The sequence below is a fragment of the Pantoea sp. CFCC18179 genome (assembly GCF_059412405.1).
On sequence record NZ_JBNBPM010000024.1, the window covers coordinates 1 to 14,604 of the forward strand.

At 48.3% G+C, this 14,604-nt stretch carries 13 protein-coding genes and 2 pseudogenes; 8 read left to right on the top strand and 7 right to left on the bottom strand.

The features are described from left to right. Positions 1-119, bottom strand: a pseudogene (locus ACPUC7_RS23565) (IS6 family transposase); the annotation flags it as partial. A 79-nt stretch (positions 120-198) separates the two neighbouring features. Here ACPUC7_RS23565 and ACPUC7_RS23570 point away from each other — a divergent pair. Together ACPUC7_RS23570 and repA are read left to right on the top strand one after the other, a co-directional pair. Beyond that, positions 199-3,207 (top strand): Tn3 family transposase, encoded by a 3,009-nt coding sequence (locus ACPUC7_RS23570; protein ID WP_494924776.1) that lies wholly within the window; start codon positions 199-201, stop codon positions 3,205-3,207. Between the two features lie 21 nt (positions 3,208-3,228). Continuing rightward, positions 3,229-4,014, top strand: a pseudogene (gene repA / locus ACPUC7_RS23575) (plasmid replication initiator RepA); the annotation flags it as partial. A gap of 769 nt (positions 4,015-4,783) precedes the next feature. Here the strand turns inward: repA and ACPUC7_RS23580 are convergent. Both ACPUC7_RS23580 and ACPUC7_RS23585 read right to left on the bottom strand, forming a co-directional pair. Continuing rightward, positions 4,784-5,155, bottom strand: coding sequence for a hypothetical protein (locus ACPUC7_RS23580; RefSeq protein WP_312119480.1), 372 nt, complete (start codon positions 5,153-5,155; stop codon positions 4,784-4,786). Positions 5,156-5,538: 383 nt separating this feature from the next. Then, a complete protein-coding gene (locus ACPUC7_RS23585) occupies positions 5,539-6,432 on the bottom strand; it encodes a RepB family plasmid replication initiator protein (RefSeq protein ID WP_312119478.1) in 894 nt (297 codons plus the stop codon). A 297-nt stretch (positions 6,433-6,729) separates the two neighbouring features. Here ACPUC7_RS23585 and ACPUC7_RS23590 point away from each other — a divergent pair, with 297 nt between their 5' ends. The 3 genes from ACPUC7_RS23590 to ACPUC7_RS23600 are packed head-to-tail and all read left to right on the top strand — an operon-like array spanning position 6,730 to position 8,722. After that, positions 6,730-7,107, top strand: coding sequence for a S24 family peptidase (locus ACPUC7_RS23590; protein WP_312119476.1), 378 nt, complete (start codon positions 6,730-6,732; stop codon positions 7,105-7,107). A gap of 58 nt (positions 7,108-7,165) precedes the next feature. Continuing rightward, positions 7,166-8,425: a translesion error-prone DNA polymerase V subunit UmuC gene (gene umuC / locus ACPUC7_RS23595; RefSeq protein WP_494924777.1), complete on the top strand. Its 1,260-nt coding sequence runs from the start codon at positions 7,166-7,168 to the stop codon at positions 8,423-8,425. Between the two features lie 39 nt (positions 8,426-8,464). Continuing rightward, positions 8,465-8,722, top strand: a complete 258-nt coding sequence (locus ACPUC7_RS23600) for a DNA polymerase III subunit theta (RefSeq protein WP_312119181.1) — start codon at positions 8,465-8,467, stop codon at positions 8,720-8,722. 4 nt (positions 8,723-8,726) lie between these two features. Here ACPUC7_RS23600 and ACPUC7_RS23605 read toward each other — a convergent pair whose 3' ends face one another. Both ACPUC7_RS23605 and ACPUC7_RS23610 read right to left on the bottom strand, forming a co-directional pair. Further along, positions 8,727-10,046, bottom strand: coding sequence for a DUF1173 family protein (locus ACPUC7_RS23605; RefSeq protein ID WP_494924778.1), 1,320 nt, complete (start codon positions 10,044-10,046; stop codon positions 8,727-8,729). An 89-nt stretch (positions 10,047-10,135) separates the two neighbouring features. Then, positions 10,136-10,729, bottom strand: coding sequence for a recombinase family protein (locus ACPUC7_RS23610; protein ID WP_312119164.1), 594 nt, complete (start codon positions 10,727-10,729; stop codon positions 10,136-10,138). A gap of 294 nt (positions 10,730-11,023) precedes the next feature. Here ACPUC7_RS23610 and ACPUC7_RS23615 point away from each other — a divergent pair, with 294 nt between their 5' ends. Beyond that, positions 11,024-11,914, top strand: a complete 891-nt coding sequence (locus ACPUC7_RS23615) for a FitA-like ribbon-helix-helix domain-containing protein (protein ID WP_494924779.1) — start codon at positions 11,024-11,026, stop codon at positions 11,912-11,914. Positions 11,915-11,964: 50 nt separating this feature from the next. Here the strand turns inward: ACPUC7_RS23615 and ACPUC7_RS23620 are convergent, their stop codons facing one another. Next, positions 11,965-12,591 (bottom strand): hypothetical protein, encoded by a 627-nt coding sequence (locus ACPUC7_RS23620; RefSeq protein ID WP_494924780.1) that lies wholly within the window; start codon positions 12,589-12,591, stop codon positions 11,965-11,967. 181 nt (positions 12,592-12,772) lie between these two features. Here ACPUC7_RS23620 and ACPUC7_RS23625 point away from each other — a divergent pair, with 181 nt between their 5' ends. Beyond that, positions 12,773-13,015 (top strand): hypothetical protein, encoded by a 243-nt coding sequence (locus tag ACPUC7_RS23625; RefSeq protein WP_494924781.1) that lies wholly within the window; start codon positions 12,773-12,775, stop codon positions 13,013-13,015. A gap of 2 nt (positions 13,016-13,017) precedes the next feature. On the opposite strand, the gene ACPUC7_RS23630 is transcribed toward ACPUC7_RS23625, so the two are convergent. Continuing rightward, positions 13,018-13,602, bottom strand: a complete 585-nt coding sequence (locus ACPUC7_RS23630; RefSeq protein ID WP_494924782.1) for a DUF2726 domain-containing protein — start codon at positions 13,600-13,602, stop codon at positions 13,018-13,020. A gap of 269 nt (positions 13,603-13,871) precedes the next feature. On the opposite strand from ACPUC7_RS23630, the gene ACPUC7_RS23635 reads away from it, so the two are divergent. Continuing rightward, positions 13,872-14,555 carry a ParA family protein gene (locus ACPUC7_RS23635; RefSeq protein ID WP_129063594.1) on the top strand — a complete coding sequence of 228 codons (684 nt, stop codon included), beginning with the start codon at positions 13,872-13,874 and terminating at the stop codon, positions 14,553-14,555. The last annotated feature ends 49 nt before the right edge of the window (positions 14,556-14,604 follow it).

The following is a 14,604-nucleotide window of genomic DNA, read 5'->3' on the forward strand; positions in this document are numbered from 1 at the left end:
ACTCCGCGTTCAGCCAGCATCTCCTGCAGCTCACGGTAACTGATGCCGTATTTGCAGTACCAGCGTACGGCCCACAGAATGATGTCACGCTGAAAATGCCGGCCTTTGAATGGGTTCATGTGCAGCTCCATCAGCAAAAGGGGATGATAAGTTTATCACCACCGACTATTTGCAACAGTGCCTACGAAAGGATGCGCAATGAGTGATGATTTTCTGACCAGAGAACAGACAGAAAACTACGGTCGCTATGTGGCAGAGCCAAATGAGGTTCAACTGGCCCGATATTTTCATCTGGATGAGCGTGACCTTGCTTTTATTAATCAGCGACGGGGAAAACATAACCGTCTGGGGATTGCACTTCAGCTGACTACGGCGCGCTTCCTGGGAACATTTCTTCCTGATCCCCTTCAAATTCCTTCATTCATCCGTTTTTACATTGCGGCACAGTTGAACATCAGCCGACCAGAGATCCTTTCCCGATATGCTGAAAGAGAAAATACCCGCTGGGAGCATCAGGGGCTTATCAAGCTCTATTATGATTATCATGATTTTGGTGATTTCCCCTGGACATTCAGACTGAAGCGTTTGCTCTATACTCGCGCCTGGCTCAGCAATGAGCGCCCAGGTCTGCTGTTTGATTTTGCTACTGCATGGTTGCTGCAAAATAAGATCCTGTTACCCGCAGCCTCGACTCTGACAAGGTTGATTGGCGAAGTACGTGAACGGGCAAGTCGACGATTGTGGCGAAGGCTGGCTTTGTTGCCTGACAGCTGGCAAAAAGCGCAACTGGACGGTTTACTTGAAATACCTGAAGGGCAGCGTATATCGGTGCTGGAGGAGATACGAAAAGGTCCTGTCACTATCAGTGGACCGTCATTTACAGACGCCCTGGAGCGATATACCCGACTGCGTAGCATGGAGTTTTCCCGGCTGAATTTTTCCGGTCTGCCTGCCATCCAGCTGCGAAATTTGGCCCGTTATGCCGGAATGGCTTCGGTGAAATATATTTCAAGAATGCCTGAGGAACGGCGACTGGCCGTGCTTACTGCGTTTGTAAAAGCGCAGGAAATTTCGGCGCTTGACGAGGCCGTTGATGTGCTGGATATGCTTATTCTGGATATCACTCGTTCTGCGAAAAGTATTGGGCAGAAAAAGCGGCTCAGGACCCTGAAAGATCTTGATCGTGCCGCGCTATTACTGGCACGGGCATGCTCGTTATTACTTGATGAGAACACCGATGAAGCAGCTCTGCGGCAGGCTATTTTTCGCCGCATACCAAAGGACAAACTGGCTGAATCCGTCGGTAAGGTAAATGAGCTGGCGCGCCCTCAGGATACTCACTTTCAGGATGAAATGGTGGAACAATATGGACGGGTGAAGCGCTTTCTTTCCGCGATGTTGCGTGACTTACACTTTCAGGCTGCCCCGGCCGGGGAGCACACATTGTCAGCAATCCATTATCTGGCCGAACTGAGTGGCTCAAAAAAGCGAATTCTCGACGATGCACCAGAGCAAATCATTTCCGGCCCCTGGAAACGTCTGGTCTACGACAGAGATGGCAGGATTCTACGAGCGGGTTACTCGTTGTGCCTTCTTGAGCGCCTTCAGGATTCTTTGCGCCGTCGTGATCTCTGGCTGGAGAACAGTGACCGGTGGGGGGACCCGCGTCAAAAATTGCTTCAGGGAGCTGAATGGCAGGCACAACGGATCCCGGTATGTCGGGCGCTGGGTCATCCATCAGACGGAACTAAAGCAGCAGAACAACTGGCTACGCGGCTTGATGACACATGGAAATCAGTGGCTTCACGTTTTGTCTGCAACGCAGCGGTCAGCATAAGCAATGAAGGTAAGCATCCCTCACTGACGATCAGCAGTCTGGATAAACTGGATGAGCCACCGGCACTGATACAATTGAATCATCGGGTAAGAGAACTGATCCCACCCGTTGATCTGACTGAGCTGTTGCTTGAAATAGATGCCCGAACCGGTTTTACCCGCGAATTCAGCCACGTCAGTGAATCAGGTGCACGGGCGCAGGATCTCCAGGTCAGTCTGTGCGCAACATTGCTGGCGGAAGCCTGCAATATAGGGCATGAACCTCTGATAAAGCATAATATTCCCGCGCTTACTCGTCATCGCCTGAGCTGGGTTAAACAAAATTATCTCAGGGCAGAAACGCTGGTTAGCGCTAATGCACGGCTGGTTGATTTTCAGTCCACGCTGCCGCTCGCAGGGTACTGGGGAGGTGGGGAGGTTGCCTCCGCAGATGGTATGCGTTTTGTCACACCGGTTAAAACGGTTAATTCCGGACCAAATCGTAAATACTTTGGTTCAGGACGCGGTATCACCTGGTACAACTTCGTCTCAGATCAGTACTCCGGTTTCCATGGCATTGTCGTTCCCGGTATGCTTCGTGATTCCATCTTTGTACTGGAAGGGCTTCTGGAGCAGCAGACCGGGCTGAATCCGGTAGAAATTATGACGGACACGGCAGGATCCAGCGATATCATTTTTGGCCTGTTCTGGTTACTGGGCTACCAGTTTTCCCCTCGTCTGGCCGATGCAGGTGGGGCGATATTCTGGCGGGCAGATAAAATAGCCCATTATGGTGCCCTGAATGAGCTGGCCCGGGGATGTGTTGAACTTTCAAAAATAGAATCCCAATGGGATGAAATGATGCGAATGGCGGGCTCACTGAAGCTTGGGACCATCCATGCATCAGAGCTTATTCGTTCACTGTTGAGAAGTAGCCGACCATCTGGTCTGGCTCAGGCGATTATGGAAGTGGGCCGGGTCAACAAGACTTTGTATCTTCTCAACTATATCGATGATGAGGATTACCGGCGTCGGATACTCACTCAGCTCAACCGGGGAGAAGGACGCCATGCAGTGGCTCGAGCCGTTTGCTACGGACAACGTGGTGAGATTAGAAAACGCTACCGTGAAGGTCAGGAAGATCAACTGGGTGCTCTGGGCCTGGTGACCAATGCGGTTGTGCTGTGGAATACACTTTACATGCAGGAGGCGTTGTCACATCTTCGCAAATCGGGGGAAACACCTGAGGAGGAGCACCTGGCAAGATTGTCGCCGCTGATACATGGCCATATAAATATGCTGGGGCATTATACGTTTTCGTTACCAGACGATATTTTGAAGGGCGAGTTAAGACCATTAAATTTCAATACAAACAATGAATTAACCTCTTAGCGTGGTTTTTTACATCATTGGACCTCGAACCCCGTTAAGGACAAACGTACCGGTAAAATGACACTGCGTCAGCGCATGTCACGGCATCCCTATTTTGTTCAGCTTCGCGAGGCTGCAGGACGCAAGCGCGATTTTCGGCCCGAAAAACAGGCGTTGTATGACGCCCTATGGCCGCTGTGTGTCCAGCGTGCGGATCTTGCCACCTCTGTTGTGACGTTTAATGGCAGCAAGCTGGCCGATGAACTGAGCCCGAAAGATGAAAATGGCAACGTCATTTCGGAAACGCGCGTAGAGCCGAGCAGGTTGTCTCGCCTGTTTGAAGAGTGGGAGCGCTACGGTCTGATTGAACGGCCCGACCTTGAAATGGACCCGGTGACCGGCTACTGCATGCCTCGCCATATTGTACTGACTGACCGGTTCTGGCAGTTGTGCGGCATCAACATGGACAAGTTTCTGGCGGAGCGTAATGAACGCCTTGCCGCTGAGGCGGACGGCATTATTGAGCCGGGAACACACGCCTCTGTTCGTGCCGCGCGCCGGCGCTGGTATGAAAATATGCGCATGGCCACGCTTATTAGTCGCCGGGATAAAACATCCAGGCAGAAGCGTCGCAAGCGGCTCAGTAAACTGCCGATCGATGACAGACGCAACGCAATGGCTAAGCTGCTGCGCGCGCGTCCGATACAGGAATGGAAAACGCTTCCCCCGGAAGACTTTGATCGCCTGGTCTGGAAATGTCTGCGCCAGCTGGAGCTGGGGCTCGACTATGAGCCCGTGCTGCCTGAAATACCCGATATAGTCCACTGACATACCCGCTCTTTTTTAACCGCCTTGACTGGCGGTTAAGTCGTTTGTTCCGGGCGCGGAACGCCCTTTTTTGTGTCGGTATTTCTCCCGGCAATCAGCGAGCTGTGGCCGCAGAATCACTGCGGCCTTTTTTAACCACAGTTACCCGCAATCAATATCAAGTAATTAGCAGCAATTACAGTCAGCGCTACGCGCAATACAGTCCTGACTTATGTCAGAAAGAATAATCAAAATAATAAATAAGGTTTTCATGCAGACATCTGGCGAGAATAAGTTTAATGCCTTCGCTTGCAGCGGCCGCAGGCGTCCGCGCCGCTCAGAACCTGAAGTAGCTCCCGCCGGCAGGCGGCGGGCAAGATATATTAGTTACATCATTCATTAAAGCTTCCATTTAACCCCATCCGAGCAGGACCTGAAACCCCGCGCCCCTCTCCGGCAAACCCCGGAAGCCGTACCTGAAGCCCGGTTGCCCCCACTGACCAGCCCCGGCCGCCCGACCCGAAGGGTCGGAACTGCAGTGGCTGATAAATGGGTGTTGTAACTATGACTTCCGAGTGGCTGTGAGTAATGCTGCGGGTTCTTTCTTTCGTCTCCGACCATCAAACTTAAGTGCGCCTGACAGGCCGCTGCTTAAACGGCGGTCGTACAGGAAAGGGATCGGGGCGGGTAATTTATGCGGCTAAAGCGCCTGTATGGCTCTCTGCGCTGTTTTTAGCTAATGAATGACTTCACGTTCACATACAGTGAATAGAAGCTGAGAATGGCAAAATTAGACGTTATGGTCTGACAGCAGTTTGTTTATCTCTTTTGCACGCCCTATACGAAAATCAAACTCGTAAGTACATCCCTTCGCCGACAGAACGCGGTATAACTCGTAGATAAGATCCCGGTTAGGCCCTTCACCCATCTCAGCCTTTTCCACTGCCAGCGGAGAAGCACTGATGAGGACTACATGATGCGGACAATCAAGCTGCAGTACAGCATCAATCATGCCCTGAATCTGGCTGCGCTTATAAGTGGTATCTTCGTAGTTAAAGATAAACGGCGTTTTCCGGGAGCCCTGTTCGATCAGTACGCGCGCGAAACCAAGTCGAGTATGCGGATCACCACTACCTGTTACGTAGATTTGAACTGTTTCCATTCCGACTAACACTCCATATAAGTTAAGTATGATTCATATACTGAGCTGGTGTGGATCATAAACGTTGTCACTAAGCGGTCAGTTTCATAATGGCGGTCACTTTCATAAGGGATGCCACTTTTCATTCTGGTAAAGCGGTTACTTTCATAAGCCAGAACTTGAAGGCGGTCACTTTCATAATCTTCCGCTCTCCAAAACACCATTTGCGCGGTTTTTGTGGAGCACACTGTGTCCCGCAGAGCTTGTCTTATGAAAGCACCCTACCTTACGGGCACTGATTTATGAAAGTACCCTACTCTACGAGGAGGCCTTATGAAAGCACCCTACCCTGGGCTGCGCTCCTTATGAAAGTGACCACCTTAACGTTTTTATGAAAGTAACCGCTATTTTTTGGCTGCGCGTCCAATCGCCTGAAGCTTTGGCGAACGACTGTTAATGACAAACATGATTTCCCTGCCTTTTTTGTACTCGGTAAAGTCGAGATAGCCGATTCTTACCAGGTCAGCCAGTGCACGTCGAATAATGGCGTTCTGGTCTTTAATCTGCGATTCAAGCGCGAGACGTTCACGAAAACGCTTCATCGAGATATAGAGGGGGCCGGCCGGCATACTTTCCAGATACACATACAGGGACTGTGCCGCTTCTTTGCGGGACAGCTCTGAAAGAGCTTTTAAACCGAGCAAAACCTTATGATCGTAGCGGTAAAGCTCCCACAAACTACTGTCGCCAACGATTTCAACCTGGTCTGTTTCATGATTGAGCATAGCTCGCTGAACCAGATGAGTAACCAACGATTTTTTAGTATTTTTGCCACGAAAAGAGAGAGTTACGCTTGAAAGATTAAAAAGTGAATCGTGCAATCGTGCGCGGGCCCTTCCGTTAATATCAGTAGGTTTAAGACCACACATCCGGGCAAACTCAGAGAACGGCAGCGTGATTTTCTCGCTGCTATAGCCGTACTTTGAAAAGGCGGAGATTACGCCGATCCATGTTTTAAAATCAGTGGACATGCTTAGCTTTGCGCCCTGGATTTTAATGTCGGTGTAACCTTCCTGCCTTGCCACTTCCAGACTGGATAGTTCTTCAGAAGCATCGATCAGGAAGTCGCGTTTACCCTTTTCTTTGGGTGCGACAGGTGTGAAAACGCTGAGGCGAAGTAGAGCCACAGGCTGAACAGACTTGTTGCTGTTTGGTGTAAGTTCATAACTTGTGTTGGACTCTTTTTTAATAATGCAAAAAGGACTCTCTATCTCGCTGTTTTCCTGTACTTTTTCCATTTATCCACACCGAATGAGCAAATAATATCCAGATTTATGAAAGTAACCGCTTTAGGGTTATGAAAGTAACCGCCTATTTTATGAAAGTAAACGCTTTTATTATGAAAGTAACCGCTATACTTATGAAAGTGACCGCCCAAAGTGCTCTTTTTTAATTACTAATCATCAGGTTACGGAGGCGGTGATCTTTATTGATCTTTACTTGATCTCTATATGATCTAAAAGAATTGATCTATCTACTGGATATGTGGATAAAAATTTTCTAACTCTCTTAATTTTAAAGATATTGGAGCTGAGATGGCTTTTCAGAACCCGGCACAAAACTTTGCAGAACAGCGGCTCAATCTGGGCGATCTGGTTACCCTATCTCCTCATTCTACGTTCCTTGTACGTAGCGACAGCAGTTATCCTGAAGCAGGAATTATGCAGGGCTCAGTTTTGGCCATTGATCGCGCGCTCACCCCGCAACACCGACACATCATTGTCGCTGAGATTGAAGGAGAGCTCGTGCTTCGCAGGCTTCTTATAAACCCCGTACCAGCGCTGCAAGAGTTAAGAGGAGATGAGACAATTACTCTGCTCGATGAAAGCCAGGAACTGCCTGTCTGGGGCGTTGTAGCCTATGCGCTTACCGATGTCGCAGGACTGGGATTCAATCATCCGCCAGGTGAATGACCCAGATAAGCTATGGGGTGTATAAGCTGTAATGAGCGAGAACAGCCGGAGTTTAAAAATGTTCGCACTGGCCGATGCCAATAATTTCTATGCATCCTGCGAAATGGTGTTTCGACCCGATTTGAGAGGTAAACCCATATGCGTAGTGTCAAATAATGATGGCTGCGTGATTGCCCGTTCTGCAGAAGCCAAGCGAATGGGTATCAAAATGGGCGCCCCTCTGTTTAAAAATGAGCGCTACTTTCGGGAGAATGGCGTTCATATCTTCAGTTCTAACTACGCCCTATATGGCGACATGTCCGCCAGAATGATGGCCATCTTGGGTGAAATGGCACCAGGCCAGGAAATTTACTCGATAGATGAAAGCTTTCTGGATGTCAGCGGTATTTCTTCGTATATGCCACTGGAAGACTTTGGCTTGCAGATGCGGAATCGAGTGAAAAAAGAAATTGGACTGACGATCGGCGTTGGTTTTGGACCTTCAAAGACACTGGCTAAGCTCGCTAATTTTGCTGCTAAAAAATGGACGCGAACAGGAGGTATCGTCGATTTAACCAGCCCGGAGCGCCAGAGAAAATTACTCGCACTGGTAAGCGTCGATGACATCTGGGGAATCGGTGGCAGACTGAGTAAGCGACTGCATACGATGGGGATTAGTACAGCGCTCCAGCTGGCTGACAGTAACATCAGCATGATTCGGAAAAGCTTCGATGTGATAGTTGAGCGTACGGTTCGCGAACTTAACGGTGAATCCTGTCTGGCTCTTGAAGATGCCCCGCCGCCAAAGCAGCAGATTGTTGTGAGCCGCAGTTTCGGACAGCGTGTCACCAGTATCGAAGATCTGCAGCAGGCTGTCGTAACGTACGCCACGCGTGCCAGTGAAAAGCTCAGAGAACAGGGCTCAAAGTGTCAGCACGTCAGTGTGTCAGTTAATACAGGGCGATACGGGAACGAACCACAGTATGCCAACTCAGCGGCTATGACGTGCGAATATCCAACCAGTGACACACGGGACATTATCGGCCTGGCATTGCGTGCTCTTGACGCAATATGGCGCGACGGTTACCGGTACGCAAAAGCGGGCGTCACCCTGGGGGATTTTTACCAGTCAGGTGTCGCACAGCTGGACATGTTCAGTCAGCAGCTGCCGCGCGCCAACGCGGATGCTCTGATGTCTGCTGTCGATCAGATAAACCGTTCGGGGCTGGGTAAGGTGTGGTTTGCAGGACAGGGAACAGACAACGTATGGAAAATGAAACGCGAAATGCTTTCTCCGCGTTATACCACCTGCCTGAGCGAAACTTTGCGAGTAAAGTAACGTGTGTGCCCACAGGTAAAATGCAAAAGGAACTAAATGATGACAGAACGCAGCGATAACAATATAGCCCGGCGATCGACTGAGGAGCGTGAACGGGTCAATATTGATCTGGCTGCTTCCGGCGTTGCATATAAAGAGCGCATGAATATGCCGGTGCTGGCTGCTGAAGTTGAACGTCAGCAGCCAGAACAGTGGCGCGACTACTTCCGTGAAAGACTGACTTTTTACAGGAATGCTGCACTACAGTTCCCTCGCGGGAATGATCCTGTTTATGCAAAGCCGGAAGCTGATAAATAGGCTTTTAACCTTTAACGGGAAACGCTGGAATGTTACTTAAGGCATCAGCTTTATGCGCATCCCAGCTCCACCAGTTACCCTCCCCGTACTCTTCACGATAATGCTCAAGCTTCACAGCTTTACGTTCGAGATAATCTGGTGTGTTCATGCCGAACACTTCAAGCGGCACGATCTCCCGGCCAGGCACGTCTTTTAGCAGGAAATCTGGAAACACGTCTGCCTCACCGTCATAGCGCAAAGGCTTAATGAACTGACGTTTTTCCTGCCAGAGCTTTTTCTCAATGACGCCTTCCCATGACGAATCGAGAGGAATAAATCTGGGGCTGACTGTCATCAGCGCCGCATCGATGACTGTACAGGTGTTGTATGGAACAGGTTTGCCGTCACGCTGCCTGAATTTTTTTACCGGCGGATCGGTTTCAGCTATCAGCATAACTTTTTGCCCGCGGCGCCAGTCGCCCAGCTCGCGAGAAAAGCTACGGTTAAGCCGACTGATTAAATCTGCCGGTACATCAAGAGACGGAAAACCCGCAGCCTCAGCGAGCGGAAGCGTGCCGTTCAGGCTGGCCTCTTCCTCGGTTTTGCATGACTTCAGGCTGGTAATCATTATGAGACGCTTGTTTGACGCAGCTGCCGCGTCAATCGTTGCCCAGTTGTTCCTGATCTCCTGCGTCCCTGGTCGCGCCATGATGACCAGAACAGATTTCAGAAGCGTTTTCCCAATGCTGATTTTTTCAGCAACCTGCTTCAGGCGCCATGCAGCCCAGGCATTATCGCGAGTACGCTTGTCAAAATTAGGATGCCAGTGATTAACTTCAGCCTGTTCCCACATGAAGTGAAGCAGGCCAAGAAGACGCATAGCTGGCTGTCGTTTGCGTTTTCCTTCTGCTCTTGTATCTGTTGGCTGCTTCGTCGCATCGCGCTCCGTAGCCTCTTTTTTTTGTAGCCCGGTAGGTAACTTGATACGGAAATGACCAGGAGAGACGGCCTTAACCACGTCTGAGGTGTAAATCTCACCCTGCTTTTCATCTGCCCATACAGAATAGAAACGACAGTCAGATGCGTGTTCTGAACCACTGTAGGACCAGCGAGCCAGCCAGTAATTATCATGCGTGGAGGAATAGCAGGCTTTAAGGCGGCGGCGGTTTTCGCCTTCGCCATCCTTCATGCACTGGCAGGTAATCAGCGTCGTCGCTTTGTTCTGTCGTGCAAACCGGATGTAGTGTTTGAATGTCTCTGCCTGATCCTTCTGAAATGCTGCATCACACTCAACGGTTTTTACCTGTCCCGTGAAGCAGACAGGATATGTTTTGATGTCTGACATATTGGCGTCCTCTCTGAGTCATGGCGTGGCGATATAGCGTTAATCATGTAAATCCTGATCGCCAGCCATTCCGTTTATTTAGTTCCGTTTTACGCGTCGTCTCCGCCAGACCGGGACGCTTTAATCCTGAGTATGGTTTGCCGCGTAGTCTCAAATTCACGCGCTATCGCACTGATGCTTTCACCTGCGTCAATTCGCGCAAGAACCTCAAGCTTTTGTTCATCGTTAAGCGCAGGAGGACGGCCAAATCTTTTCCCGGACGCCTTTGCCCTGGCGATGCCTGCATGGGTACGCTCAATGAGCAAATCACGCTCAAACTCAGCGACTGCTGAGATCACCTGCATCGTCATTTTGCCGGCCGGACTGGTCAGGTCTACTCCACCAAGCGCGAGGCAGTGCACACGAATTTCTGATGTAGCAAGAAGCTCGACAGTTGTTCTGATGTCCATTGCATTACGCCCGAGGCGATCGAGCTTTGTCACAATCAGGACGTCACCATTTTCCATCCTGTCGAGGAGTCGCATAAACCCGGGGCGTTCAGCAGCTGCAACCGAACCGCTGACGTATTCCTCTATCAGACGTTGGGGGCGAATGGCAAAACCAGCAGCCTCGATCTCTCGACGCTGGTTTTCAGTGTTCTGTTCCAGGGTTGAAACCCTGCAGTAAGCAAAAACTCGTGACATGGCGTTACTACGTGTACTAAATGGGTGTACTTATTGTAACGCATGTACGAAACTAAAAACACTGACTTACGTACATATGCTGTGACGGGTGTCCGAAAACGACCGTTTTAGTACATAACATGCGTAATTATTAGAGCCGTTATCTTTAAAATAGAATTTCCACTATATGAGTCTTTTTGAGTACATTTTGAGTACATTTTAAGAAAGTGTTTATTCTCATCATCATTTATGATTAGCTTGACTCACTAAGCGTCATTTCATGATGCTAACCAGTTAAATGAGTTGAGAGGACCTATGGCCAAGATCCAGGTTAGAAATTTCCCTGACGACATTTTCATGCGTATTGAAGCTGCTGCTGCGCGAGCTGAACGTTCTATCGAAGCAGAGTGCCGTCTGGCGCTTAAAGAGAAATACAAACCAGCTCAGGAAGAATCGCTTACTCATCGGCAAAGATGGCGTAAGGATGTCGCAGCAAGGCTTGCGTTTGTGTTTGAAAGATTACGCAGTGACGGGTTCTTTGCATGGAATGAACCTTCAGATGTGGCGCATATCGCGCGGCGTGCTGGAGAGGCCTCACCAGCTCTTTTGTTTGACTGTCTCGATGGTCTGGATGACCTGCCTTTTGATTTAGCGGACCGCTTGTCGCTTAGCTTTGGTTTTAATCAGAGCTGGCTACTGAGCGGAGAGAAAACTCCCTTCCCGGCACATAATATTGGTTCTTCGTACCATGATTTTTTCAGCCAGCCTGAAGAAGGAAAATTTTCATGGGAATTGTATCGCGTTACTGGTGGTCGTCATGAAGGGGAATTAATCTGCCTTAAAAACGACAATAAGAACGGTAATAAAACACTCGGCTACGTTAATGAACACTTTGTTTTGTCTGATGGAATGGGTGGTGGCGGTCGCGGTAATCTGGAATATTTTATCAGATTCATTAAAGAAAACTGGCCTGTACTTTCATCTTATATTACAACATGGGTTTATGAGGCTGCAGATAAAGGAACGGATTTAGGCCAGCATCATCCTGTTTTTTATCAGCGCTTAATGTCTCGCTCCCAGGGTAAATGGCTCATTGATATGTTTGAAGGGCGGCGCCCGGGAGACTGGCTGAAAGAGTTTGACTATGAGCTTAAAGATTTAAAGGGAATACCCTATGGCAAAAAGGATGAGAAAGTAGCCAATTAAAATCGAAGGTAGGCCATTTCTGGTATGGCCTACTATGAAACATACTATATTTAGAGTTCCCTGTATAAACAGATTGATGCAGCTAGGCACAGAAAAATCATTGATATATATAAAGTTTTTATGTCGCACATGAAATAAGGTAAGGAATATAAAGACAGAAAAGTTGCGCAAGCGGCAAACAAATCAGACGTGACTTTCCCTACGCGAACAGCGTTGTTGGTACTTTTTGGTGCAATTATTCTTAATAAAAATGATAAAAATAGAAGAAGCGCAGCAAAGACTGGTAAGGTATCATTGTTTTTGAATGTTATAGTTGCGCAAATTGATGCAGCGAGTGTAAAAATAAAAAATGCAACGTAACCTATTAAGTTTAAGCAACCTTTTTTGGTTTTCTCTTGTTCCTTTTTGAATGCTTCTGGATGATCGCCTGACAACAGCTCAACGTCTTTTAAATAGGCGCCGCCATTATGTTTTAAGTTCACATAAGGCATACCATGAACAATTCTGGCTAGACCAATTGTTTCGTCTTTTTCTTTAATGCTATCTTTGTCCAGTATAACTTCTACCAGTGTTCCACTCTGATTTTTTTCGTTCCATTCCTGTAAAATCTTGTTCTTATGCTCAATTGTGTCTTCTGCCATTTCTCTCTGATTTTCAGAGTGTTTCATATTTGACATTTTTTAATCCTTTAAAATGGTAAGGCTCTAAACAAAGTGAAGGTTATTAAACTTAACTTTCAGGCTAAAGCTAAGGCATTAGCATAGCGATGTCACTCTAAAAAAATTTTTCATCCTGCCGATTTAACTACTGTAGGACTGGGATTTTAGATACAAAACTATATGTTATGAGGCTATCAGTATGTTTTCACAGATGCAGCTGCAGGACGTAGCGAGCGAACAGCTTGACCTTTATATGGACTGGCTACTGCAGGAAGTCGGACGCTGCGAAACAGAAGCAGATACCTGTTCACATGCGGTCGGGAACGAGATTTTTCACAGGATCAAGCAGCGTATGCTGCATCAGGAACTGATGCGGCACCGCAGGGAGCTGCGGCGCGTTCTTGATGAAAAGAAGAGACGGCTTCACTGGTGGTGTCACTGACGCTAGGCAGCTCTCACATGCAAATGGTCACTGATGGCTTCAATATCAGCATCTGTATAGCTTGATGATAGTTCTATAAAGGCTATACCCGCATTGTGGCATGCCTCACGCTTAACCGCGTCACGAACGATGGCGTCGCCTTTAAAGTGGCCACTGCCATGATACTCGACAACGGCTATCGGCTGCCCTGACCAGTCTATGATCACGAAGTCTGCCCGCTTGCTGTTAATCGCCAAGTAAGCCTGCTTGTCATCCGAGCCAAGAATCTCACCGAGCGATACCTGAGAAAACACGCGATAGCCACGGTGTGATGCTGAAAGCAGCTTTTCAAGTCTGCAGAAAACGCCGTACTCACTTTTATTCATCAGCGGGCGTTTATAAAATTCGTTGCCCCTGACCGTAACCAGCTGGCGTTCTGCTACAGACTGCTCCCTGACAACCTCCGGAGCACGGTCATAACTTTCACGCTTCGGTGGCTGATAATCTGTTTTGCGTTTGTATACGCTCCCCTTCCGTTTACGTTTTCCACCTGAAACCAGGTAAGCGATCACAGCGATAGCGATCAAAAACCAGAAAAACATATCCATATATCTTCTCCAAAAAAAACCGAAAGAAACGCACGTATCTTACCGAGATAATAACGCCTGAAAATCCGATTGTACCCCTCCCCTGCCCTGGTTCGAAGAGCAATGCTAATGAATATGCGTGTTCTGTTTGTGTATATCTAAAACACCTTTTAAATACCAAAAATGTACATTTTTGGTATTCAGTAAGTATTGTTTGTTGCACGCTGATAGATGTACTGATAAGGTGCTGAACAGATACTGAAAATGTACATTTTAGGGATGGAGAAAGTATGAATAACGCATCAAATCCATACGCGGGAAAAGTTATAGCGGTAGCAATCAAAAAGGGCGGTACGGGCAAATCGCTTATCAGTCTGAACATAGCGCCCGAGCTTAAGCCTGATACTTTTTATGACACTGACCCTACTCCGGCCGTGACAACGTTCAATGGCTTCCGCGATGAGAATATTCGGTGGAATGTAGTCCGCCTCACTGACGACATGGAAAATGTCGTGGACCGCTTTATCGCCGATGTTCTGGAAGCTAAAGAGAAGGGGCAGACTGTACTGGTTGACTGTGGTGGTTTTGACTCCTCGATCACGCGTGCTGCAGTAGCGCTTGCTGATCTCATTATTTCTCCGCTGAAGGATGACCCATCCGATATTCTGGGCCTTCACGAATTCAGTAAGGTACTGGATGAAATTTCGGCGGAGCTGGGTGAGAAAAAAATCGCTCATGTGGTGATGAATAAGGTCCCGCCAAATCGACGCAATTACAGCGACATCGATAACTACATTGCCCAATTCGACAATCTCGTCCGGATGGAGACGGCTATTCCGATGGATAAAGCTGCACCGCAGCAGTTTGGTCAGGGCATGGGGGTTGTTGAGCATATGACAACACGCTACAGCAATGTAGGTAACGCTATGCGCTCGCTCTTTTTAGATATGCGCAATGCTATAGAAAAGGTATGATTAAGATATTCAATGAGTATTGAAAATGTACTTTTTAAATATGAATGGT